This is a genomic window from Phycobacter sedimenti (assembly GCF_038148855.1).
In the GTDB taxonomy this organism is placed as follows: domain Bacteria; phylum Pseudomonadota; class Alphaproteobacteria; order Rhodobacterales; family Rhodobacteraceae; genus Phycobacter; species Phycobacter sedimenti.
Genome location: NZ_JBBVGR010000003.1, coordinates 449,746 through 471,548 on the forward strand (window position 1 = coordinate 449,746; position 21,803 = coordinate 471,548).

Annotated in this window: 22 protein-coding genes; 9 read left to right on the top strand and 13 right to left on the bottom strand. The window is 60.7% G+C overall.

The genetic code is table 11. The annotated features are described in order from the left end of the window. Window positions 1-72: 72 nt before the first annotated feature. Window positions 73-918: an ABC transporter substrate-binding protein gene (locus AADA15_RS07795; protein WP_341640976.1), complete on the bottom strand. Its 846-nt coding sequence runs from the start codon at window positions 916-918 to the stop codon at window positions 73-75. Beyond that, window positions 915-1,895, bottom strand: a complete 981-nt coding sequence (gene pip / locus AADA15_RS07800; protein ID WP_341640977.1) for a prolyl aminopeptidase — start codon at window positions 1,893-1,895, stop codon at window positions 915-917. Before pip ends, AADA15_RS07795 begins: the two co-directional genes overlap by 4 nt. 49 nt (window positions 1,896-1,944) lie before the next feature. On the opposite strand from pip, the gene ubiG reads away from it, so the two are divergent. After that, the gene (ubiG, locus tag AADA15_RS07805; protein WP_341640978.1) at window positions 1,945-2,694 is read left to right on the top strand and encodes a bifunctional 2-polyprenyl-6-hydroxyphenol methylase/3-demethylubiquinol 3-O-methyltransferase UbiG; all 750 of its coding nucleotides are present in this window, start codon (window positions 1,945-1,947) and stop codon (window positions 2,692-2,694) included. A gap of 351 nt (window positions 2,695-3,045) precedes the next feature. Here ubiG and AADA15_RS07810 read toward each other — a convergent pair whose 3' ends face one another. The 4 genes from AADA15_RS07810 to grxC all read right to left on the bottom strand — a co-directional run bounded on the left by AADA15_RS07810 (window position 3,046) and on the right by grxC (window position 5,877). Then, window positions 3,046-4,206: a leucine-rich repeat domain-containing protein gene (locus tag AADA15_RS07810; RefSeq protein WP_341640979.1), complete on the bottom strand. Its 1,161-nt coding sequence runs from the start codon at window positions 4,204-4,206 to the stop codon at window positions 3,046-3,048. A 129-nt stretch (window positions 4,207-4,335) separates the two neighbouring features. Continuing rightward, window positions 4,336-4,773, bottom strand: a complete 438-nt coding sequence (locus AADA15_RS07815) for a MarR family winged helix-turn-helix transcriptional regulator (RefSeq protein ID WP_341640980.1) — start codon at window positions 4,771-4,773, stop codon at window positions 4,336-4,338. Beyond that, entirely contained in the window at window positions 4,773-5,603 is an 831-nt protein-coding gene (locus tag AADA15_RS07820) for a carbon-nitrogen hydrolase family protein (RefSeq protein WP_341640981.1), read from the bottom strand. Before AADA15_RS07820 ends, AADA15_RS07815 begins: the two co-directional genes overlap by 1 nt. 16 nt (window positions 5,604-5,619) lie before the next feature. Continuing rightward, window positions 5,620-5,877 carry a glutaredoxin 3 gene (gene grxC / locus AADA15_RS07825; RefSeq protein ID WP_341640982.1) on the bottom strand — a complete coding sequence of 86 codons (258 nt, stop codon included), beginning with the start codon at window positions 5,875-5,877 and terminating at the stop codon, window positions 5,620-5,622. Window positions 5,878-6,182: 305 nt separating this feature from the next. On the opposite strand from grxC, the gene AADA15_RS07830 reads away from it, so the two are divergent. After that, window positions 6,183-7,457, top strand: a complete 1,275-nt coding sequence (locus AADA15_RS07830) for an NAD(P)/FAD-dependent oxidoreductase (protein WP_341640983.1) — start codon at window positions 6,183-6,185, stop codon at window positions 7,455-7,457. Between the two features lie 39 nt (window positions 7,458-7,496). Here the strand turns inward: AADA15_RS07830 and AADA15_RS07835 are convergent, their stop codons facing one another. Then, window positions 7,497-8,573 carry a zinc ABC transporter substrate-binding protein gene (locus AADA15_RS07835; RefSeq protein ID WP_341640984.1) on the bottom strand — a complete coding sequence of 359 codons (1,077 nt, stop codon included), beginning with the start codon at window positions 8,571-8,573 and terminating at the stop codon, window positions 7,497-7,499. 162 nt (window positions 8,574-8,735) lie between these two features. Here AADA15_RS07835 and AADA15_RS07840 point away from each other — a divergent pair, with 162 nt between their 5' ends. The 4 genes from AADA15_RS07840 (at window position 8,736) to AADA15_RS07855 (ending at window position 11,787) form a co-directional block, all read left to right on the top strand. Further along, entirely contained in the window at window positions 8,736-9,218 is a 483-nt protein-coding gene (locus AADA15_RS07840) for a Fur family transcriptional regulator (protein ID WP_341640985.1), read from the top strand. Beyond that, window positions 9,215-9,997 (top strand): metal ABC transporter ATP-binding protein, encoded by a 783-nt coding sequence (locus AADA15_RS07845; RefSeq protein WP_341640986.1) that lies wholly within the window; start codon window positions 9,215-9,217, stop codon window positions 9,995-9,997. The genes AADA15_RS07840 and AADA15_RS07845 overlap by 4 nt, the downstream gene beginning before the upstream one ends. Continuing rightward, complete coding sequence (locus AADA15_RS07850; protein ID WP_341641023.1) at window positions 9,997-10,806, top strand: metal ABC transporter permease; 810 nt, start codon at window positions 9,997-9,999, stop codon at window positions 10,804-10,806. Before AADA15_RS07845 ends, AADA15_RS07850 begins: the two co-directional genes overlap by 1 nt. Window positions 10,807-10,872: 66 nt before the next feature. After that, the gene (locus tag AADA15_RS07855) at window positions 10,873-11,787 is read left to right on the top strand and encodes a MurR/RpiR family transcriptional regulator (RefSeq protein ID WP_341640987.1); all 915 of its coding nucleotides are present in this window, start codon (window positions 10,873-10,875) and stop codon (window positions 11,785-11,787) included. Between the two features lie 3 nt (window positions 11,788-11,790). Here AADA15_RS07855 and AADA15_RS07860 read toward each other — a convergent pair whose 3' ends face one another. From AADA15_RS07860 to AADA15_RS07885, 6 genes are all read right to left on the bottom strand, one after another. Next, window positions 11,791-12,573, bottom strand: a complete 783-nt coding sequence (locus AADA15_RS07860; protein ID WP_341640988.1) for a dimethylarginine dimethylaminohydrolase family protein — start codon at window positions 12,571-12,573, stop codon at window positions 11,791-11,793. Then, the gene (locus AADA15_RS07865) at window positions 12,570-14,171 is read right to left on the bottom strand and encodes a 5-guanidino-2-oxopentanoate decarboxylase (protein ID WP_341640989.1); all 1,602 of its coding nucleotides are present in this window, start codon (window positions 14,169-14,171) and stop codon (window positions 12,570-12,572) included. The genes AADA15_RS07860 and AADA15_RS07865 overlap by 4 nt, the downstream gene beginning before the upstream one ends. Beyond that, window positions 14,168-15,355 carry a pyridoxal phosphate-dependent aminotransferase gene (locus tag AADA15_RS07870; RefSeq protein WP_341640990.1) on the bottom strand — a complete coding sequence of 396 codons (1,188 nt, stop codon included), beginning with the start codon at window positions 15,353-15,355 and terminating at the stop codon, window positions 14,168-14,170. Before AADA15_RS07870 ends, AADA15_RS07865 begins: the two co-directional genes overlap by 4 nt. A gap of 2 nt (window positions 15,356-15,357) precedes the next feature. Further along, on the bottom strand, window positions 15,358-16,011 hold the full coding sequence (locus AADA15_RS07875; protein ID WP_341640991.1) for a TetR/AcrR family transcriptional regulator: 654 nt from the start codon (window positions 16,009-16,011) through the stop codon (window positions 15,358-15,360). A 369-nt stretch (window positions 16,012-16,380) separates the two neighbouring features. Next, entirely contained in the window at window positions 16,381-17,562 is a 1,182-nt protein-coding gene (rfbG, locus tag AADA15_RS07880) for a CDP-glucose 4,6-dehydratase (protein ID WP_341640992.1), read from the bottom strand. Window positions 17,563-17,595: 33 nt separating this feature from the next. Beyond that, the gene (locus tag AADA15_RS07885; protein ID WP_341640993.1) at window positions 17,596-18,861 is read right to left on the bottom strand and encodes a class I SAM-dependent methyltransferase; all 1,266 of its coding nucleotides are present in this window, start codon (window positions 18,859-18,861) and stop codon (window positions 17,596-17,598) included. A gap of 223 nt (window positions 18,862-19,084) precedes the next feature. Here AADA15_RS07885 and rfbF point away from each other — a divergent pair, with 223 nt between their 5' ends. From rfbF to AADA15_RS07900, 3 genes are read left to right on the top strand one after another with little or no spacing between them, the layout of a single operon-like run. Then, window positions 19,085-19,948: a glucose-1-phosphate cytidylyltransferase gene (rfbF, locus tag AADA15_RS07890; RefSeq protein WP_341641024.1), complete on the top strand. Its 864-nt coding sequence runs from the start codon at window positions 19,085-19,087 to the stop codon at window positions 19,946-19,948. Between the two features lie 3 nt (window positions 19,949-19,951). Continuing rightward, window positions 19,952-20,506, top strand: coding sequence for a dTDP-4-dehydrorhamnose 3,5-epimerase family protein (locus tag AADA15_RS07895; RefSeq protein WP_341640994.1), 555 nt, complete (start codon window positions 19,952-19,954; stop codon window positions 20,504-20,506). Continuing rightward, entirely contained in the window at window positions 20,506-21,777 is a 1,272-nt protein-coding gene (locus AADA15_RS07900; protein WP_341640995.1) for a methyltransferase domain-containing protein, read from the top strand. The genes AADA15_RS07895 and AADA15_RS07900 overlap by 1 nt, the downstream gene beginning before the upstream one ends. Window positions 21,778-21,803: the final 26 nt, after the last annotated feature.

Here is a 21,803-nt window from a genome sequence, read left to right on the forward strand (position 1 = left end):
TGTTGTGACAGGCATATACGCCTGATGGGGCGAATCTGCAAGGAGAAGTTCAGACGGCAGCTTGAGAGGGGCTCAGATCCGCCACCAGCGCTCGGCAATCCGCCCGTCATCCAGCGCCGTGCGACTGCCGACGGTGCGGGGAATCCCCACGTCCGACCGTGCCGCGAGCGCCATGTCGCTGGCCGAAGGATGATAGAGAAAGCCGCCCTTTTCAATCAGCCCTTCCGGCGCGGGCAAGGCGGCCACATCCACATATCCATCGCGCAGCGCCTCGGCACGGACCTGCGCATCAGGGATCACGATCACCTCGATGTTTTCTACCCAGCCGGCCTGACCGGCCTTGTAGTGATCCGTTACCTTGGCCGCGCGAAAGTGACGACCGTCCTGCGCACGCTCAACCCGGTAGCAGCCGGTACCGACCGCCTGTGCGAGCGGCAGATCCAGCTGACCGCCTCGGGCAATCGAGAGTGCAGGATTGGCCAAAAGATAAGGAAGATGCGGATTTGCAGAAGTCAGAGCGATTTCGATCCGGTGCTCCGCCACTTGCTGAACCGATGCAACCTCGACCCCGTCAATCGTGCTGCCGCCGATTGAGGCGACGACATCAGCGGCGGTCAGCAGTTGGCCATCATGGAAGCGCACATCACGGCGCAGGTCAAACAACCAGGTTCTGGCATCCGCGCTGCTGTGCCAGGCCTCGGCCAGCTCGGCCCGCAACACACCATCGGGCGCAATCTCGGTCAAGGTGTCAAAGATCGCACCCATTGCGACCTGCTCCATCAATCCATCCTGACGGGGAACAGCAAGACGCAGAACGCCGCCCGCACGGGGCGCAGCCGCCAGCGAGGTGCCGGTGGCCGCCAGCAAGGCAGCAGCCGCACCAGAGGTGAACAGCGCGCGGCGGTCGATACGGGTCATGGCAGCAGCTCCTCGGCAATCCGGTCCATCGCGCGCACCAGTTCAGCGCTGATTCCCGGCTCTGACAAGGCATGACCTGCATTGCGGATCATTTTCAACTCCGCATTTGGCCACAGCTCATTCAGGCGCCAGGCCGAGGTCGGTGGGCAAATCATGTCATACCGCCCTTGCACGATGATGCCGGGGATGTGTGAAATCCGTCCCATATTGGCGAGGATCTGACCATCGAAGTCAAGAAACCCGCCATTGATGAAATAGTGATTCTCGAGCCGGGCAAAGGCGCGGGCATAGTCGCCGGGACTTTCCCCGCCGTGCCCGTTGGAATGGACCGAGGCCAGCGCGTTTTCCCAGGCCGACCAGGCGCGTCCATAGCGAATCTCATCCTGCATGTTCCCTGAAAACAAGCGCTTGTTGTAGGCCGCGATCATATCGCCCCGCTCTGCATCCGGGATCAGGGAGACAAACCGCTGCCAGGTTTCCGGCCAGAACCGCCCGGCGCCGCCGCCGTAGAACCAGTCCAGTTCCGCCTGGGTCATCAGGAAAACGCCGCGCAGGATCATCCGCTGCACCCTGTCGGGATGGGTCTGCGCATAAATCAGCGCCAGCGTCGCGCCCCAGCTACCACCAAACAAAAGCCAGCTGTCGATCTCCAGCGTGCGACGGATTTCCTCCATGTCGGCAACCAAATGCCAGGTCGTGTTGTTCTCACAGGATGCATGGGGGCGCGAGCGGCCACAGCCACGCTGATCAAAGAGAATCACCCGATAAAGTTTCGGGTCGAAATAGCGCCGCATCGCCGGGCTGCTGCCGCCACCAGGGCCGCCATGGCACACCACCACGGGGATACCCTTGGGGTTGCCGGATTGCTCTACATAAATGCTATGGCCCAGCCCAACATCCAGCATGCGCTGGTCGTAGGCATCGACCGGGGGATAAAGATACTGCACTGCGCGCTTTTGGTCCGAGTATTTGTCCATTACTGACCTAACTAGTCTAATAGGCACAAAAGAACATACGGAGACAGGAATGCAAGCGCCTCAATCCACGGTAGATCCGTCAGAGATCGCCAAATTCGAAGCCATGGCTGCGGAATGGTGGGATCCAAATGGCAAATTCAAACCGCTTCACATGCTCAATCCCTGTCGGTTGGACTATATCACAAGGCAGATCGCGGGTGAGTTTGGCCGAGATCTGACCCAGCCCGAACCCTTCAAGGGATTGCGGTTGCTGGACATCGGCTGTGGCGGCGGCCTGTTGTCCGAACCCATGGCGCGGCTTGGGGCCGAGGTGGTAGGCGCCGACGCTGCGACCGGAAACCTGCCGGTTGCCCGCATTCACGCCGAACAGTCCGGCCTTGAGATCGACTATCGCCACACCACTGCCGAGGCTCTGGCAGAAGCGGGCGAACAGTTCGACGTGGTGCTGAACATGGAGGTGGTAGAACACGTTGCTGACCCGCTCAGCTATCTGACGGCAACCCAGCAGCTTCTGAAACCGGGCGGTTTGCAGATCTGCTCGACGATCAACCGCAACCCCAAAAGCTATGTCATGGCGATCTTTGGCGCAGAAGTGGTGATGCGCTGGCTGCCGCGCGGCACCCATGAGTGGAACAAGTTCATCACCCCGGATGAGCTGTTCGATCTGCTCGGCAAGGCGGGGTTGGAACCGGTCGACCGAAAGGGTTTCGTCTTCAATCCGATCACCTGGACCTGGTCGATTTCGCCGCGCGATCTATCTGTGAATTACGTGACAGCAAGCACCAAACCCGCCGCCTGAACCGCCAGCGGACGGCACGCCTATACGAAAGGATAGGTGGGCCATCCTAATGGATGCTTGGTCCACTCTGATTAATAGAATATCCACTATTCGTTCGGTTGGGTTTTCCAGCCGGCGCCGGGCACAAGCCCAGAACCGAGTGAATGCTTTGCCTGATGGTTGTCCAGGCAGTCCCGATGGGATTGCCCCTCACTCACGGAACCGGATGGGGTAATTCGAGAAAGGGATGCCCTCGTCGGGCATCCCTTTCTTCTTTGTCTGATCCCATGGCTTCTTCAACTAGGAGCCTAAATGCCCCATGTCGCAACGAAAGCCTTGCCCACCAGACGACAGCTGGTCAATGGCCCGCCGTCAGTCCTTGGCCGTACCGCCTGCTTCGATGAACTGGATCAACCTTTCCCCCTGCATGTGCTCGTCGCTGCCGATACGGGCGCCCAGTCTGTTTCTCGCGAGCGGCATAAGAGGTGAAAAATCCTGAACCTTGGTTTCATTCAGCCAGAGACCGACAAGATTCGTCAGACCGGAAAGCGGGGACAGATCGGTCACTTGCGTGTTTGAAATCCCCAATAGCACCAGGTTTGTGTTTCCAGAGATTGGGCTCAAATCACTCACCTGAGTGTTGGTCAAAGACAGGTTCTTTAAGCTGCTCTTTTCAGAAAGAGCGGAAATATCCTCAACATTGCTGTCTTTGGCCATGAGCTTCTCAAGGTTATGTGCTCCTGCCAAAGGTGAGATATCGGCCAGCGGGGTCTCTTCGATTTGAACCTCAATAAGGTTCGGAGCAGAAGCCAGCGCCCCGATATCGACAAGTGCGCTTCTGTCTGCATGAAACCCAAGAAGCGCATCCCCAGGCTCCAATCCATCAAGGGTTTCAGTCTTGCTGCCGTTCAAGCTGAGCATCTCCAGATACGGTTTATGTCCGGCCCCCTCCAGATCTTTCAAATCAGTGTTATGAAGCGCCAACCACGCCAAACCTTCTGCCTGATCAAGACCTTCAAGGTCCTGCAAGCGCGGACCGTCGATGGTGAGACCTTTCAACCGGGTCAGCGCTAACACCGGGATTTGCCGGGGCGAGGTCAGCATATCGGTGTTAAGAGAGATCAGGTCTTCAAGCCCCTCCAAAAAAGCGAAGTCCTGTGTCCCGGTTTCTGACAGGCTTAACTCAGTGATGCCTGTTTGGCTCAATGCCTCTAGCCCGGTCAAAGACACGCCACGCGCACTGAAAGAGGTCAAGTTTTCGAAATTAGCAAGCGGGCTTACGTCGATCGGATCGCCTTGGTAGCCTTCACCCGCCAGCGTAATGGCCTGAAGCTTCTTGAACTGCTCGATCCCTTCCAGAGAAAAGCTCTCTCCTTCCACTTTGAAAGACAGGTATGTCTTGTGAGGCTTGATGCACTCCCCGGAAAATTCAATACAATCGTCGGCAAAAGCCGATGTTGCGAAAGGAAGGCTCAACCCAAGCGCAAGTGTGATCACTTGGCCAAGCGATTTGCTCCGTATGAAAATCCTCATGAAAATGCCTTCTTTTTTGATAACGTAACGGGATCTTGTAGCAAGACCATCTCGAATGCCACAAGGCTTGATTGAGCCCTAGACTTGGATTTCACCCTTAGGAAAAGCCTGAACGGTTCCGGTGCGCCGTCAATCGTCTTCCAGCTTGGCGCGCAGCTCTCGCAGGATTGGCAGAGCGGCGCGAACGCGGTCTCCTCCCAGTTCCTCGACCACCTCAGAAATCACCGGGACGATACTGGCCAGCGCCGCATCGCGGGCCTGACGTCCGGCAGGGCTGATCGCAACCATCTTGCGCCGGGCATCGTCCCAGTCGGGACGGATATGGACATATCCCGCCATCTCGAGCTTGTTCAGCGTATTGGTCATGGCGCCGCGGGTGACGTGAAAGGCCTTTGCAAGCTGCGCAGGCGAGCGCTCAAGCCCCGCACGCGCCAGATGATTGAGAACCGAGAAATGCGACAGCTCCATCCCCTTGGGCAACGCTTTGCCCAGCCGCGATTTGGCAAGCTGTTCGGCCATCAGGATTTCGCTGAACAGCGAAACGGCCAGGGAATGGGTTTCTTCCATCAGGGTCCGTCAAATTCTCGGTCATGGGTGAGCGCAGGAACACGTTTGCGTGCTTGTGCCACTTTTCCCATGTCGAGATCAACGTAGACAATCCCCGGATCGGTGCCCGCGTCGGCCAGGATCTCTCCCCAGGGCGCCACGATCAGCGAATGCCCGTAGGTGCGGCGCGCGGCGCCCCGGCTGGCCTTGTGGGTCCCGGTCTGGGCAGGCGCCAGCACATAGCAGCCGGTCTCGATCGCGCGCGCTTGCAACAGCGCATGCCAATGGGCCGCACCCGTAACATGCGAAAACGCCGCCGGAACCGTCAGGATCTGCGCACCTCCCTTGGCCAGCGCCCGGTGCAAATGAGGAAAGCGCACGTCATAGCAGATGGTCATGCCGACCTTCGCAAAGGGGGTGTCAGCCACCACAGCGCGGGTGCCGGGACGATATCCGTCCGATTCGCGGTAGGTTTCCTCGGGCGTTACCTCCACATCGAACATATGGATCTTGTCATAGCGCGCCGTGATCTCTCCATCCGGCGAGATCAGGAACTGACGGTTGGCAAAGCGCCCGTCCGCATCGTGGGTCTTCACGCCCAGCGATCCGATCAGGAGCCAGATCCCATGCTTGGCGGCCTCATCCCGAAGAGCCGCGAGGGTGGGATCGTCTTCCTCATGGCACAGAACAGCCTTCTGATGCGTGCGGCTGGTCGACAGGCAATTGGTGACTTCGGGCGTCAGAACAAACCCTGCCCCCTGGGCGACAGCCTCGGCCATCGTGGCCTGAACCGCTTCAAGGTTCTCGGTCGGGTCGTCGCTTGAGGTCATCTGCAGCAGCGCAGCACGCATCCTGGGTCACTCCCGGTTAATCCGCCAGCAGCGCGTCCAGTTTACCGGCCTGCTCCAGCGCATAAAGATCATCACAACCGCCCACGTGGGTCTCCCCGATGAAGATCTGCGGCACGGTGCGGCCGCCGTTCGCCCGCTCAATCATCTCGGACTTGCGGCCAGGGTTCATCATGACGTCGACCTCGGAAAAGGTCACGCCCTTCTGTTTCAGCAGGCGCTTTGCCGCGTGGCAAAAGCCACACAGGGGTGAGGTGTAGATTTCCACCGGTTTCATAGAGGTCTCCAAACATTCCGATTTTCGCGTTTGTGGGCGATATGAGGGCGCAATGCAATCATTCGCAGCGTAACAGTTTTGAGATCTGAACCGCACATTCCTTCTGGCCAGAATTCTGTGCACCTGGGCGATCCGGATCACGCCGATCAGCCTCAGCCGGAAGCCTTTGGCGCGCAAAGAAAACATACTTCAGGCTTCATTTTCCTCTCGGCAAGATGGCCCCAATTGCGGTATCGCCTCGTGTAGCCCACTCGCAAATGATGCGATTAGGCCGATTCACCACATACCCCCGGAGCGCCCCTGTTTTGACATCAGACCTCTCTTCCAGCCTTTGGAGCAACACCTGCCGGGAGCAGGTCACCGCACCGCCCCTGAGTGATGAGGTGACGGCCGATCTGGTTGTGATCGGCGGTGGATACACGGGCTGTTCAGCCGCGCTTGAAGCCGCCCAGATGGGTGCCGAGGTGCGCCTTTTGGAAGCCGGAGCCTTTGGGAGCGGCGGATCCGGGCGCAACGTCGGGCTGGCCAATGCGGGCCTCTGGCTGCCGCCCGAGGACATCAATGCTCAGATCGGTGCGGACGCGGGCCGCAGGTTGTCATCCCTTTTGGCGGATGCGCCGGATATGGTCTATGGGCTGATCGAAAAATACCAGATCGCTTGCGAGCCGGTGCGCAAGGGCACGTTGCACTGTGCCCATGCACCTGCCGGGATGAAGGACCTGACACGCCGCTTTGAGCAACTCGGCGCGATTGGCGCGCCCGTCCGGTTGCTGGATGCTGAGGAGGCGCAGGCACGTGTCGGATCCGAGCGTGTATTCGGCGCGTTGTTTGATCCACGAGCCGGGACCATTCAGCCGCTGTCTTACGCGCGGGGGCTGGCTCGGGCGGCAGTGGGCGCAGGGGCCAAGCTTCATGCCGAAACCCCGGCGCTCAGCGCCACGCGAAACGGCGACATATGGGACATCATCACGCCGCAAGGGCGCGTCCGGGCCAGACACATGATCGTTGCAACCAACGGCTATGCTCTGGCAATCGAGGGTCTTCAAACACCCGATCTGATTCCGGTTCACTATTTTCAGGCAGCGACCGATCCGCTGCCGGATCACATTCTCGACCAGCTTTTGCCCGGCCTGGAAGGGTGCTGGGATTCGGCCCTCGTCATGTCATCCTGGCGACGCGATCAGGAAGGTCGGTTGATCATTGGCGCCATGGGGGCGCTGGACCACGTCGGAAAGGGCATCCACCTCAGTTGGCTGAGGCGAAAGATTGCGCAGCTGTTTCCGGCATTGGCAGATGCGCCCCTGCGACAGACCTGGTTCGGACGGATCGGCATGACAACCGAGCATCTGCCCAAGATTCAAAGGCTGGACGGCGGCTATGCCTGTTTTGGCTATTCGGGGCGCGGGATCTGTCCGGGCACCCTGTTCGGAACGCGCATGGCACGGGCCCTTTTGTCCGGGGACGAGGCCTGCCTGCCTGTCGCACCGGTGCAGAGCCATAGCCTGCCATTTGCCGGGCTGCGGCAGACCTATTACGAGACGGGCGCTACCCTGACCCATCTCGTGAAGGATCGTTTCTAAGGTCAGGCCGGGGTTTGTCCGGCCTGACACCTGATACGCTCAGCCGCAACTGGCGATCGCTTTGCCCAGACCCGTGATCAGGTCCGTGTAGAATGTCGGGCCGGTTGGAATACTGGTCCCGATAGGATCGATCACGACGTTACTGGCCTTGGTGCCATCCAGCACGGTGGCAACCAACCCCGGATTGAACTGAGGCTCGGAGAAGACACAGGTCACACCGTGCTCGGCCACCTCATTGCGGATTTCCGCAATCCGCGCCGGGCTGGGATCAGAGGCATCTCCAAGCGAGATCGCGCCGGCAGAAGCCAGGCCAAAACTCTTCTCGTAGTACTGATAGGCGTCGTGGAAGACGATGAAGGATTTGGCGCGGAACGGCTCCAGAAGTGCATTGACCTCTTTGACCGCCGCGTCAATCTCGGCCTTGCCCGCCACCGCATTGGCCTTGTAGGTCGCGGCATTCTCGGGGTCGAGGTCCGACAGTTCTTCGGCAATGGCCATCAGCCAGACTTCCGCATTTGCAGGCGCAAGCCAAGCGTGGGGATCAAGGCCTGTATGACCGTGTCCCTCGTGATCGTCATGAGCCGCATGATCAGCGTGGTTGTCATGATCATGCGCATCGTGGTCGGCATGCTTTTCATGGTCGTCATGGTCTTTGTGGCCGTCATGATCGTTGTGATCATGTTCGTCGGCGTGATCCGCATGTTCCTCGCCGTCATGAGCCTCGTCATGATGGTATTCGTCGTGCTCATGCGCCTCAAAGGTCGCGCCAGTGCGGAACTCGTACGTCAAGGTGCCCGGCACCTCGAGCAACTCGGTCACACGTGCATCCGAGGCAAGCGTATCCAGAGGCCCTTCGAGCCAGGGCGTCAGCGCCTCCCCGATCCAGAACACGGCATCCGCACGCTCCAACGCCAGCGCTTCGGACGGGCGCATCGCATAGCCATGCGGAGAGACCCCCGGCGGTATCACCAGATCGGGGGTGCCAACCCCCTCCATCACCCGCGCGACCAACCCGTGCACCGGTGCAATATCCACGGCAACGCGCGGCACATCCGCCAGTGCCATGCCCCCGCCCAGAACAGCGGGAAACACAACCGCATATGAAACGCCCTTCATCCCAGGCCTCCTTTGCTTTGGATCACTACGCCATCGACCGAGTCGCCCTGCGCAGATGTAATTTTATAACATCACGCCGCTTGATAAGCGTCATAACATTACATATCAAGGGGGAAAAGGGGGAAAATGCCCCAGACACCTGAGCCGCGCGGAGTTTGCAGGATGGAAACGATCGGTTTTGAAACCCATGATCACAGCAGCTGCATTCACGACTGCATCGCCGCCGTGGATGCCGACTGCAAGGCCAGAGGGCTGCAATTCACCCCGGTGCGGCGGCGTGTGCTGGAAATCCTCTTGCAGGAGCATCGCGCCCTCGGGGCCTATGAGATCCTCGACCGCTTGCGCGAAGAGGGGCTCGGCTCGCAGCCGCCCGTGGCCTATCGGGCCCTGGATTTCCTGGTCAAGAACCGCTTTGCACACAAGATCGAGCGGCTCAATGCCTTTATCGCCTGCACCCATCCCGGGGATACACATGCGCCCATTTTCATGATCTGCCGCATCTGCAACGCAGTGGCCGAGGTGCACACAGACCCGAGCAACGGCCAGCTGGGCGACGCCGCCAAACAGGCCGGCTTCCTGATCGAACGCACCGTGGTCGAGGCCGAGGGCATCTGCCCCAAGTGCCAAAAGGCAGAGGTCGCATGAGTCTTGTCACCCTCAAGGGCCTGTCGGTCCGCTACGGTGGCAATACAGTCCTTTCGGACGTGAATCTGTCGATTGAGCCGGGAGAGATCGTCACCGTCGTCGGCCCCAATGGCTCTGGCAAGTCCACGCTGTTGCGCAGCATCATTGGCGCCTTGCGGCCCAGCCGAGGTGACGTGACCCGCGCGCCGGGGCTGCGTATCGGCTATGTGCCGCAAAAACTGCATATCGACCCTACTCTGCCCCTGACCGTACGCCGGTTCCTGAGCCTGCCTGCTCGTGTCAGCGATGCCCGTGCCGAAGAAGCCCTGCAGCAGGCCGGTGCCGGTCCGCTGGCGGGACGTCAGATGTCGGATCTGTCTGGCGGCCAGTTCCAGCGCGTGCTGCTGGCGCGCGCGCTCCTGAGTGATCCTCAACTGCTGATTCTGGACGAGGCCACACAAGGTCTTGACCAGCCCGGATCCGCCGCCTTTTACCAGCAGATCGCCACCGTGCGCGCCAAGCTGGGCTGCGCCGTCCTGATGGTCAGCCACGAATTGCATGTGGTCATGGCGGCCTCGGACCGGGTGATCTGTCTCAATGGCCATATCTGCTGCGAAGGTGAGCCGGAGCACGTCGCTTCGGCCCCCGAATACCGGGCGCTGTTCGGGACGGGCACCCAGGGCGCGCTGGCCCTGTACCGGCACGAGCATAACCATTCCCACGATCACGCCCATAGTCATGATCATGGTCCTGACTGCGACCACGGTCATGGTCCCGCGACAAAGGACATCGCTTCATGATGGAGCTTTTCGACAGTTTCCTTGTCCGGGCCGCGCTGGCCGGGGTTGGCGTCGCCCTCGCAGCCGCCCCCTTGGGCTGTTTCGTGGTCTGGCGCCGCATGGCCTATTTCGGAGATGCCACGGCACATGCCTCGATCCTGGGCGTTGCGCTGGCGCTGGCCTTTGACACATCGGTCTTTGCCGGGGTTCTGATCACCTCGCTGGTGATGGCCACCACGGTCTCGACGCTCAGCAATCGCGGCTATGCCATGGACACGCTTCTGGGCGTTCTGGCGCATTCGTCGCTGGCCTTTGGCCTTGTGGCGGTGTCCTTCCTGCAGGGGGTGCGGATCGATCTGATGGCCTATCTGTTTGGCGATATCCTCGCGGTGGGCCGGGTGGATCTGGCGGTGATCTGGGGCGGTGCGGCACTGGTACTGGCGCTCCTGTGGGCGCGCTGGTCGGCGCTTTTGACCGCAACACTGAACCCGGATCTGGCCTATGCCGCCGGGATCGATCCAAAGCGCGAACAGATGGTGCTGACCATTGCGCTGGCCCTCGTGGTGGCCGTCGCGATCAAGGTTGTGGGGGTTCTCTTGATTGCTGCGCTTTTGCTGATCCCGGCGGCCACCGCGCGCCCCTTTGCCAGTACGCCCGAGCGCATGGCACTGATCGCCGCGATCATCGGCGCCCTATCCGCCCTTGGCGGGTTGCAGCTTGCCTTTACCTTTGACACGCCGACAGGGCCGACAATCGTCTGTCTGGCAGCGGTGCTGTTTGCCGCCTCCAGCCTCGGAGATCTTCTGCGGCGGGCCGCAATGCGCGGATAAGAAAGGATACGCCGGAACAAATGGTTTTTATTTGCCATTTCCTTCGTCTTTGTTCTTGATCAATTCATGGATCCGCAGCTTGACCCGAAACAGACAACCCGGCTGATCGCGTCTCTGAAGGACGCGATTGCCGGAATGCCGCCCAAACTGGCAGCGGCGGCCAAATATATCATCGATAATCCCGGTGATTTCGCGCTCGACCCGGTGCGGGTCACTGCACAAAAGGCCGGAATCAGCGCCAATACACTGGTGCGGCTGGCAGAGTTCCTCGGGTTTGACGGCTTCGAAGCCCTGCGCGGCCCCTTTCGCGCCTCCCTTGTGACCAGGCGCGAGGCGGGCCTTGGCGAAGACTGGCTGACCCAGATGCAGGTCTCAACCGCCCCCGCCGCCGCCCTGCAGGCCCGCGCTGCCCGCAACGAGATCAATATCGTCGCACGCTCTCTCAGACTGATGACGCCCGAGCGCACCGCAGCCATCGTGAAAACCCTCACCGAAGCACGCCGAAGCTACGTGACGGCCACACGCGCGTCATATGCTTTGGCCCATTACTTCCACTATGTCGGGCGCATGGCGTTGCCGGATCTTGACCTTGTGCCACGCCACATGGGCTCGGCCATCGACGATCTGATTGACCTTTCGGACCGGGACTGCCTGATCGCGATCACCTTTTCCCCCTACTCTGCGGATACCATCCAGGCGCTGCGCATGGCGGCTGAACGCAAGGCGAAGGTGGTATTGATCTCCGACAGCGAAGTCATCGCCCCGGGCATTCATGCCGATCACGTGCTGGCAGCCTCCTCGAATTCCATCCATGCCTTCGGCGCCTATGGCGGGGCCATGGCGGTGCTGGAGTGTCTGCTGACCCACCTGATCGAGGCCGGAGGCGCAGAGGCACGCCGCCGGATCGAAGCTTATGAAGATCTGCGTCAGGACAGCGGTGCCTACTGGAGCGCCTCCCGCCTGCCGCGCCTGAAGGGCTAGCGATCAGAACCGCAGCGACAGGCAGGACATACCGCCATCCAGTTTGGCGCAGTCGCGATTGTCGATCTCCATTACTTGAAAGCCTGCGCGGTCCAGCATCTCGGCCGTGCGCGGAAACCCTGCGGCCATGATCACCAGATCGTTGAAGCGGATCGCATTGGCGGCGGCCTCTTCCCCTTTTGGCACATGCAAGACACGATAGCCTTCGAAACAGCCCGATGCATCAAGCCGCGCGGTCGAGAGGATGGTCTCTGCGTCCAGAAGCGAACAATCCGTCTTGAAATGCAGGACACCCGGCGGGGTGATGACCTCGCGCACCGCATACCCCCAATCCGAGACGATTTCTGACAGCTCAGCCACTCCCGCCGCATCTGTGCGGTCGGAGCGCCCCACCAGAATCTCACGGGCTGTGACAAGGATGTCGCCACCTTCGACATGGCCAGGGCCAGTGAGTTCGCGCAGATCATCGTAACAGTGGCGCAAGGCGGGCGCCATTTCGGCGACCTCCCCCCGGCGCGAGGGCGCGCCCGGGCGCATCAACACGGCCCCCTCAGGCAAACACAGGGCAGTGTCTTCGACGAACAGAGCATCCGGAAAGGCTTCCAGAGGCTCCAGTTCGATCACCTTGGCGCCGGTACTTTTGAGGGCTGCCACGTAAGCAGCGTGCGCCTCAAGCATGCTTTCCAGATCCGGCGTGCCGATGTCTTTGGCCCGCAGACCGTTTATGACGCTCTGGCCCGGACGGCGGGTGATGGCGCGGGTGAACTGATAGGTGGGATCGGTCATCCGTTGTCCTGCTCCGGAACAAACCGCGGCGCCGCGATTTCGATCAGAGATGGGCCGCCTGCAGGAGTGGCCTTCAGGGCAGAAGCAACCTCATCAGGGTCGGCCTGAACCAACTGGTAGGGAATGCCAAAGGACTGTGCCGCCGCCGCAAAACCCGGCGGGGTGGGATCACAGCCCACCACGGTCACGCCTACATCCTGCATCGAGGTTGCGATCTCGCGGTATCCGTGGTTGTTCCAGATAACAAAGGTCACAGGCAGGCGTTCTTCAACGGCCACCATGATTTCGGGCAAGGTGAACTGCGCCCCGCCATCGCCGAGGATCGAAAGAACCCGCGTCCCGGGGGCGCCGATGGCCGCACCGATAGCGGCTGGAATTCCATAGCCCAGCGCGCCATAGCCCGTCGCCGCATTGAACCAGCCGCCGGGGCGATCGTGGTCATAGAAAAGGTTCCCGGCGTATATGGGCTGGGTGGAATCCCCAACCATGATCGCACCCGGAAGCGTATCACGCATGGCGTTGAGGATCTCGACTTGGGCGCGATACTCTGCGCCGATCTCTTCCCATGCCGCCGCACGGGCGCTGGCGGCGCGCTCAGCACCGTCTGCTTTCGGGGCTTCGCCTTCCAAAACCGCAAGAAGGGCAGTCACGAATGGCTCTGCGGCGCTTTCAATCGTCAGCTCCGCCTTGTGGCGCGCCAGTTGCTGCCCGCAGATGTCAACGCGGATCAGCCCGGCCATCGCAGGCATGGTTCCGCTTGCATACATGTCGTAGTCCGTCGGACCCAACTCGGTCCCGAGGGCAAGGACCGCATCGGCCTCTTCGATCAGACACCGGGTCGCGGCAAGACTGGGGCTGGCGGGCACCGACAGGGCATGCCCATGCATCAGCCCCCGTGCATTCACGGTCTGCACCACCGGTGCATCCAGCAATTCGGCAAGGGCGCGCAGATGTGCCCCAAGCCCTTTTGCCCCGCCCCCGGCAAGGATCACGGGACGCTTTGCCAAAAGGAGTTTCCGCGCAACCTCTGTCAACAGATGAGGCTCCGGCAGCGGCGGCTCTGGTGCTTCGGAACAAGCTGTCGGCGCAGCGTCCAGTCCGGCAACATCGAGCGGGATCTGGATATGTGTCGGACCGGGTCGACCGCTGAAGAACGGCTGAAACACCCTGTTCAGAGCCTTGTCGAGTGCCTCTGGTGCCTCCAGATGCTCTGATACCAAAGCGACGTTGGCGGCTAGGGCGTGCTGGTCGGGAAGCTCGTGCAGATGGCCGATCCCCTGCCCCAGCGAGGCCCGCGTATTGACCCCGGACACCACCAACATGGGCACGGAATCCGCACGCGCCTGCGCCATAGGCGTGAGCGTATTTGTCAGCCCCGGTCCGGTGATCACAAAGGCCACGCCCGGCTTCCCGGTCACGCGCGCGTAGCCATCCGCCATGAAACCTGCGCCCTGCTCGTGCCGCGGTGTGACATGGCGCATCCCCGAGGCGGCTAGTCCGCGATACAGCTCGACCGTATGAACGCCGGGAATGCCGAACACACAGTCAACACCACGCGCCTTCAGCCGCGCGACCAGCGCCTCCCCCAGCGTCGTCATGCGACCGCCTGCCGACGCGTTTGCACATGAGAAACGATGCGCGCAATCGCCTCATCAAAGCGGGCGTCTTCGATCGTCAGGGCGACCCGCACCCAGCCCGTCAGCGTGTCGCCGAACGAGGACCCCGGCATCACCGCTACCCCGGCATTCTCGAGAAGATCCATGGCAAATGCCTCTCCGTCCTGTCCCATGGCAACGACATCGATCATGGCGAACATGCCGGCCTCGGGTCGATGAACCCGCAGGTCAGTCTGATTGTGCAACTGGTCGGCCAGCCGCCCGGCCCGCGCCGCGAACCGCGCCGCCATGCCAGCTGCAACCGGAGACCCTTCACGGACCGCATGTTCGGTCATATCCGCGATGAAGGGCTGATTGCCGAACAGCATCGTCTCGCAATAGGGCAAGAGCGCATCGCAAAAGGCAGCGGAGGCCACGCACCAGCCGCTGCGGAAACCCGGGGCGGCGTGGGATTTCGACACGGAGGAGACAACGATCACCCGATCCGCGATTTCCTCCATCGCCAGCGGCGAGGTGAATGTTGCCCCTTCGAAGACAAGATCGGCATAGACCTCGTCCGAGATGATCCACAGGTCATGCTTCAGGGCCAGCTCTCCGATGGCTGCGATGTCTTCAGCCCTGAGAATAGACCCCGTCGGATTGTGCGGCGTGGTCAGCAGGATTGCACGGGTGCGCGGCGTGATGCGGGCGGCTATGTCTGAGGCCTGCATGCGGAAACCGTGCTCGGGGCGCAGCGGCACAGGCACCATCTCGGCCCCGGTCGAGCGGATCACACCTTCGTAGGTCGCATAGAGCGGATCGCCCACCAGCACCTCATCACCCTGCTCTGCCACACCGGCCATCACCGCAAAAAGTGCGGTCTGGGTGCCGGGAAAACAAAGGATGTTGTCCGGCCCAATGGGGCGGCCCGTGCGCGCCGAATAGTCTTCGGCCAAGGCGACGCGCAGGTTCATTTCTCCGCGCCCATCGGAATAGCCCGTGCGCCCGGCGTGCATTGCGCGCGCAGCCGTATCGAGCAACGATTGGGGAACCGGCACATCCGGCTCTCCGATGGTCATCTCGATCACATCCCTGCCAGTTGCGGCCAACTCGCGTGCCTTGAAATGGACTTCCCACTTTGCGCCACCGAGCCCCGCAAGGCGCTGCATCACTTCGGTTGTTTTCATGGCTATTCGGCCTTTTCATGAGAAGGGGGTTGCAAGTTCAGTCCGGTGATGGCGCTGACAGATCGCAGGCCGATCTGGGGCAGCTCGCCGGGATCAAAGGCTTCGGGCAAAGCGCCGCCTTCCAGCCACAACCCATCGACCACCGCGTTGGCGGCAATGGCCAGCTGGCGCAACTGTGCCGGGGTAGCAGGGGTTCCAGCCTCCTCCAGGGCGGTTGCAATCAAGGTCTCCAACCGGCCCCGGAAATCCGCATAGGTCTTGGCGTGAATGCGGCGCATGTCAGGGTCCTGCTGCACCCGGTTCAGAAAACTGGCCCAGAGCGCGACCGAGCGCGCGTCGACCACAGGCGGGGTGAGCGAGGCAACCACAAAGCGCGCCAAACGCTCCAGCGCCGAGCCGCCGTTCTGCTCTGCAAGAGCAGCGGTCAATTCGGTCAGGCCGGTCATGTGCTGCTCGTAGGCGGCGGTGATCAGCTCTTCCTTGGATAGGAAATAGTGGCGGATCAGCCCCTGTGTGACGCCCGCACGTTCGGCGATGGCCCGCACCGTCGATCCGCGCACGCCCTTTTCGGCCACCAGTTCAAGCGTGGCGTCAATCAGGGCCGCCCGGCGCGCCTCTGCGGGTTCGCGGCTGAATTTACGACGGTCATGCCCCATGGTGTCTCCGAGACAGGATATTGTTATACAGGCGTATAAATATCAAGCGTGACGGGCGACGCAAGCCAAATCGCGCACAGCGAACACCGGCTCACTCAGGAGAGAGACGGCGTTCCAGCATTTGTTCTTTGCATGGCGACTGTATGATCTGGCCGCAGATCCCTGCGGAGCCTGTGCATTCATCTGCCAGGTGGTGGCGCACCGGCCTCATCCGACGTCCTGAACCGGCCGCGCCCGTTGGCCGCCCAAACAGCCAATCGGGCTACCGCTCGTTCGAAGACGGCGAGCCGGGTGAGCCCGATGCCAAGCGCTGCGCGGGGCGGCATTCGGCAACAGGCACAGCCACGGTTCACATCAGCCCGAGAGGGCTCAGGCTGCGGTGGTGCGCGCCTTTTCAGATTCTCCCGGGACGGAGGTCTTCTTTGCGCCTGAAAGTTTCTTCCGATAGGCTGCGATCTGCCCATGGACCAGTTCGGACCGTTGCGCCGCAGTCGCGCCGCGATACCATTCGGCGGTCCAACTCAGCATATCCGCCGCGTCAAGCTGCGGGCTCCAGGCCAGATACTCGCGTGCTGCCGCGCAATCGAGTCGCAGAAGCGTGGCCTCGTGCAAACCGTCTCCCGGTTCTTGGCGCCAGTTGAACCCAGGTCCAAGTGTATCACCGAGGGCGGCGATCACCTCGCCAACGCTGAGCGTCATATGATCCGCAGGACCAAAGTTCCACCCTTGCGAAAAACGCTCTGGCGCGGCCCAGCCCCGTTCGGCCAACAGCAGATAACCGGCGATTGGGTCCAATACGTGCTGCCAGGGGCGCAGCGCGTCCGGATGCCGTATGGAGAGGGTCTGCCCCGACGCGAAGGCCCGCATGGCATCCGGGATCAGGCGGTCAAGGCTCCAGTCTCCCCCGCCAATGACATTCCCCGCCCGCGCCGAGGCAAGTGCGACGCGATGCCTGCTGCCGCCCTCGGACGCCTGCTGAAAGTAAGAATTGCGATAGGCCGCGGTCACCAGCTCGGTACAGCCCTTTGAATTGGAATAGGGATCATGCCCACCCATGGGATCGCTTTCACGGTATCCCCAAATCTGCTCGCGGTTTTCGTAGCATTTGTCGCTGCTCACCACCACGACGGACCGCAGCGAGGGCGCCGACGTCCGACAAGCCTCCAGCAAATGAACAGTACCCATGACATTGGTGGCATAGGTCTCGACCGGAGCGGTATAGGACAGACGCACCAAAGGCTGAGCCGCCATGTGGATCACGACTTCAGGGTCGAAGGCCGCAACAGCATGACGCAAAGCATCCGGATCGCGGATATCTCCAGCTACGTGATCCATCTGCGCAGCCAGTTCCAGTTCCTCGAAAAGGCTCTGATAACCATCGCCATCTGGCACCCCGTCGCGCGACGGAGGCAGCGCGAAACCACGCACTTCCGCCTGCATCTGCAGCAGCCAGGAGGTCAGCCAACTGCCCTTGAACCCTGTATGCCCGGTGACAAAGACGCGTCTACCGCGCCAAAAGGCTTCGCTTGGATAGGGATCGAAACTGGTCAATGCTCTGCTTTCTTGGCTTTGGCGAAACTGCGGTCAGGACACATTCTGGCGCGCGCGCCAGGCGGCAGAGGGCAGATCAGGCAGAATCAGAGACCCGTCTGCCTCATTCAAGACCGCCACCTCGGCGTGCCATCCCATCTGCGCAATTTGAGCGCGGATTTCGGCCTCATAGTTCGGGTTCATGATGACGACGGTCCCCACGCCCTGAGCCATCGCAGTGGCAGGATCAACGATCGGCGTCGCGCTGACAGGCATGAAACATCCCTGCTTGGCTGGGTTTAGGTCGATTCCGAGATCAATCAGACCGTCAGCCCGCGCGTTCATAAGCAAGCAGAAGGTTACCCCCTTGGAGGCCGCGCCCCAAACCGCGATGCCGCCTGCAACATGGCGTGCGCTCAGAAATTCGGTCCAGCTGTCCAACAGCCCGTTGCGCTGCAAAAGATACCGTTCGCCAAGGACCGCGGCATCCTCACCCTCTCCGCCTTCCTGTGCGACAATCAATGCTGCCGCATCGCGCGGTGTGGCCTCAATCCACATGTATTGCTCGTCATAGACCGGCATCACCCGTGCCTGCAAACCATGCGCGGCGAGGAGCATCCGGATGGAAAGCGGGTTGTAGAGCGCGCAATGCTCATAAAAGAAGTCCTGAAATGCACCGTGCCGCAAGATCCAGTCCACATCAGGTGTTTCCACGAACAGCTTTCGCCCCGGCGCCATCGCTGCTGCAAGATTGGCGGCAAAGCCCTGCACGTCACTCACATGTTCAATGGTGTGACGTGAACAGATGATATTTGCCTCTGGCGGGATCTTTGACACTTCTTCCGGGGTAAAGAAGCTGCGATGTATGACCACGCCTTCGGGCAACGGTTCATCCGTTGTACAAGAGGGGTCAAATCCGACCGCGCTTTTCACGCGCCCCTCCGAGCGCTCATGCAGAAGGCGCAGAAAGTCGCCCTCTCCGCACCCGATCTCGACGTAGTGAATGTCTTCCCCTGATGGCACGGCCGCCAGAATCCTGTCTGCCATCTCGCACAGGTGCGCCTGGTAGAATCCAGAGGCAGACACATCATTGTTATAGCCGCCATCATAGGAAATCCGCTGCGGATCAAAGGCCGCATTCCAGACAAAGCCGCATCCACCGCATTGCACCATGGTCAGAACGCCGCGACTGAAGCCCTGTGCGCTGTTTCGATCCGGCAGTGTCACATTCTGCAGTGTCGGCACATTGAGGCGCCGCTCTATCACGGTGGTTCGGGCACCGCTGCATACAGGGCAGGCGTGAGGCGGAGTATGGGTCATTACAATCTCGTTTCCTTTGCCAAAGACCTGCGCTCGGGTCGCCCAAGGTCTACGATCACGCAGAAAAACTATGATACAATTCTTACTAAAGTTGAAACACCGCCGCTTTCGATGACGGCGGCGCCGCTTTCGATTGATGCAATTTGCTGCAATTCAACCAAAAATTAACTACGGCTTTCATAGAGTCGAGCTCAACGAGACAGTCAATGAATCGAGAGCACACATGAAAGTTGTCATCCTGGCGGGCGGACTTGGCACTCGCATCAGTGAAGAATCCCACCTGCGCCCCAAGCCAATGATCGAAATTGGCGGCAAGCCGATCCTGTGGCACATCATGAAGACGTTCAGCGCGCACGGCCTCACCGATTTCGTGATTTGCTGCGGCTACAAGGGCCACATGATCAAAGAGTATTTCACGAACTACCTGCTCTACAACTCGGACGTGCAGGTCGATCTGGCCTCTGGTGAGCACAAGATCCTGAACCACAGCGCCGAACCCTGGCGGATCACCATGCTGGACACCGGAGCGGAAACTCAAACCGGCGGTCGACTGGCCCTGGCCCGGCCTCATTTGGGTGAGCGTTTCTGCTTGACCTACGGGGACGGCGTTGCAGACGTCGACATCAAGAAGCTGATCGAATTCCACAAGACGGAAGGCCGCAAAGCAACTGTCACAGCCGTGCAGCCTGCCGGTCGTTTTGGCAGCATCGAAACCGATGGAACTGCCGCACTCAACTTTGTGGAAAAACCGGCCGGAGACAACAACTGGGTAAGCGGAGGCTTTTTTGTCTGCGAACCCGACGTTCTGGACCTCATTCCAAGCCTCGACACGATCTGGGAAAAAGACCCCCTGGAAGCGCTCACGCGCGACAGGCAGTTGTCGGTCTACAAACACCGCGGTTTCTGGAGCGCCATGGACACCATGCGGGACAAACGGCTCCTGGAAGACCTTTGGAACACCGGCAAAGCACCTTGGAAGGTTTGGGAAACACCCGAAGCGCAACTGCCCTTCGGCCTCATCCCGACGACCCGCGCATCAGCTTCACACCCGCGCGCGCGCTCAAAGTCGAGGCCAATCGGACACTGATCAATGACCAAGCCTGATCTTTGCGAACTGCCGCTTGCCGGGGCCTTCTACTATCGCCCCACCCCACACCAGGACCATCGCGGCAGTTTCTCGCGGCTCACCTGCGCCGAGACCCTCGCGGATGCCGGTTTGAACACCAACTGGGTTCAGACCAACCTGTCACGCACCAAAACGCGGGGGACAGTCAGGGGAATGCACTATCAGACGGAACCGTTTGCCGAAATCAAGCTCCTGACCTGTTTGTCTGGCCGGATCTTTGACGTGTTGGTGGACCTGCGACCCACCTCTTCGACCTATGGGCAATGGACGGGCGTGGAACTGGACGGTGCAGCAGCGGACACGCTCTACATTCCTGCCGGCTTTGCCCATGGGTTTCAGACCCTGAGCGATGACGTCACGCTGCACTACAGTCATTCGGCAGCTTTTCATCCAGATCATCAGGCAGGCGTTTCCTATTGCGATCCACAGATCGGGATCCGCTGGCCGCTCCGCGTGACAGAAGTGTCCGAACGGGATGCCAACCTGCCCCAACTTACAACCCTAGAGGAGGCCGTGTAATGCAGTGCCGCCATTGTGCAACCGAACTGTCCCTCACGGTGCTTGACCTCGCTCATGCCCCGCCGTCCAACGCCTACCTGGAAAAAGGGCAGCTGCGACAGCCGGAGATGCATTTCCCGCTTCGCCTTTTCCTGTGCGAAAGCTGCGGATTGGTTCAGACCGAAGACTTTTGCGACGCAGACCAGTTGTTTGATGACAACTACGTCTATTTCTCATCCACCTCCAGCAGCTGGTGTGCCCATGCGGCGCGTTTTGCGGAAGGCGCCATTGAACGTCTGGGGCTGACAAAGGACAGTTTTGTCGTCGAGGTCGCGTCCAATGACGGTTATCTGTTGCAGAACTTCGTGACGGCCGAAATCCCCTGCCTGGGCTTTGAACCGACTGCCAGCACGGCACAGGTCGCGGCGCGCAAAGGTGTTGAAAGCCGAACAACGTTCTTTGGTGAGGCCGAGGCAAAAGCGCTTCGGCAGGAAAGGCCGCGCGGGGCCGATCTGATCATCGGAAACAATGTCTACGCGCATGTTCCCAACATCAATGATTTCACGCGCGGGCTGGAGCAGTTGCTGGCCGATCAGGGCGTGATCTCGCTGGAGTTCCCGCATTTGCTGCAACTGGTGGAACAGGGACAGTTCGACACGGTGTATCACGAGCATTTCTCATATCTGTCGCTCACAACGGTCCAGAAGATCTTTGCGGCGGCAAACCTGCGCATCTTTGATGTCGAGCAGCTCTCGACACATGGCGGCAGCCTGCGGGTGTGGGGATGCCGGTCAACAGCAGAGCACAAGCAAACTCCGGCCGTCGAAGCAATCCTGCAACACGAGCGCAGCGTCGGCATCACCACGGGCGCCTTCTTCAAGGATCTGCAGGGACAGGCCGATCACGCGGCTGATGCGCTGCTTTCGTTCCTTCTGGAGCTCAAGGCAAAGGGTGAAACCGTGGCCGCCTACGGCGCTGCAGCCAAGGGAACAACGCTGCTGAACTACGCCAGGGTGAACGAACGGATTCTGCCGTATGTCTGTGATGCGGCGCCATTCAAACAGGGACGCTACCTGCCGGGATGCCATGTACCCGTTCGAAACCCCATCGAGCTGCGCAACAACCCTCCACAGCATGTGTTGATCCTGCCCTGGAACATCAAAGACGAGATTGCGCGCGATCTGGACTGGCTGTCCCGTGAACACGGTACGACTTTCTGGACCATCCTTCCTCATCCCGAACCCATAGAACTGGATCCCCCCTCCCTTTCACCTGCCGCACTCTCGGCATGACAGCGATAGCCCCCCGGAGCAAACAC

Coding starts and splice junctions, on each gene's coding strand:
- grxC (WP_341640982.1), bottom strand. CDS start 5,877: ATGAAACCGGTGGAAATCTACACCTCACCCCTGTGTGGCTTTTGCCAC.
- AADA15_RS07850 (WP_341641023.1), top strand. CDS start 9,997: ATGGAGCTTTTCGACAGTTTCCTTGTCCGGGCCGCGCTGGCCGGGGTT.
- AADA15_RS07875 (WP_341640991.1), bottom strand. CDS start 16,011: ATGGGGCATGACCGTCGTAAATTCAGCCGCGAACCCGCAGAGGCGCGC.
- AADA15_RS07820 (WP_341640981.1), bottom strand. CDS start 5,603: ATGCGTGCTGCGCTGCTGCAGATGACCTCAAGCGACGACCCGACCGAG.
- ubiG (WP_341640978.1), top strand. CDS start 1,945: ATGCAAGCGCCTCAATCCACGGTAGATCCGTCAGAGATCGCCAAATTC.
- AADA15_RS07900 (WP_341640995.1), top strand. CDS start 20,506: ATGCAGTGCCGCCATTGTGCAACCGAACTGTCCCTCACGGTGCTTGAC.
- AADA15_RS07835 (WP_341640984.1), bottom strand. CDS start 8,573: ATGAAGGGCGTTTCATATGCGGTTGTGTTTCCCGCTGTTCTGGGCGGG.
- AADA15_RS07840 (WP_341640985.1), top strand. CDS start 8,736: ATGGAAACGATCGGTTTTGAAACCCATGATCACAGCAGCTGCATTCAC.
- pip (WP_341640977.1), bottom strand. CDS start 1,895: ATGGACAAATACTCGGACCAAAAGCGCGCAGTGCAGTATCTTTATCCC.
- AADA15_RS07855 (WP_341640987.1), top strand. CDS start 10,873: ATGGATCCGCAGCTTGACCCGAAACAGACAACCCGGCTGATCGCGTCT.
- AADA15_RS07795 (WP_341640976.1), bottom strand. CDS start 918: ATGACCCGTATCGACCGCCGCGCGCTGTTCACCTCTGGTGCGGCTGCT.
- AADA15_RS07865 (WP_341640989.1), bottom strand. CDS start 14,171: ATGACGACGCTGGGGGAGGCGCTGGTCGCGCGGCTGAAGGCGCGTGGT.
- rfbF (WP_341641024.1), top strand. CDS start 19,085: ATGAAAGTTGTCATCCTGGCGGGCGGACTTGGCACTCGCATCAGTGAA.
- AADA15_RS07895 (WP_341640994.1), top strand. CDS start 19,952: ATGACCAAGCCTGATCTTTGCGAACTGCCGCTTGCCGGGGCCTTCTAC.
- AADA15_RS07810 (WP_341640979.1), bottom strand. CDS start 4,206: ATGAGGATTTTCATACGGAGCAAATCGCTTGGCCAAGTGATCACACTT.
- AADA15_RS07885 (WP_341640993.1), bottom strand. CDS start 18,861: ATGACCCATACTCCGCCTCACGCCTGCCCTGTATGCAGCGGTGCCCGA.
- AADA15_RS07845 (WP_341640986.1), top strand. CDS start 9,215: ATGAGTCTTGTCACCCTCAAGGGCCTGTCGGTCCGCTACGGTGGCAAT.
- AADA15_RS07860 (WP_341640988.1), bottom strand. CDS start 12,573: ATGACCGATCCCACCTATCAGTTCACCCGCGCCATCACCCGCCGTCCG.
- AADA15_RS07815 (WP_341640980.1), bottom strand. CDS start 4,773: ATGGAAGAAACCCATTCCCTGGCCGTTTCGCTGTTCAGCGAAATCCTG.
- AADA15_RS07870 (WP_341640990.1), bottom strand. CDS start 15,355: ATGAAAACAACCGAAGTGATGCAGCGCCTTGCGGGGCTCGGTGGCGCA.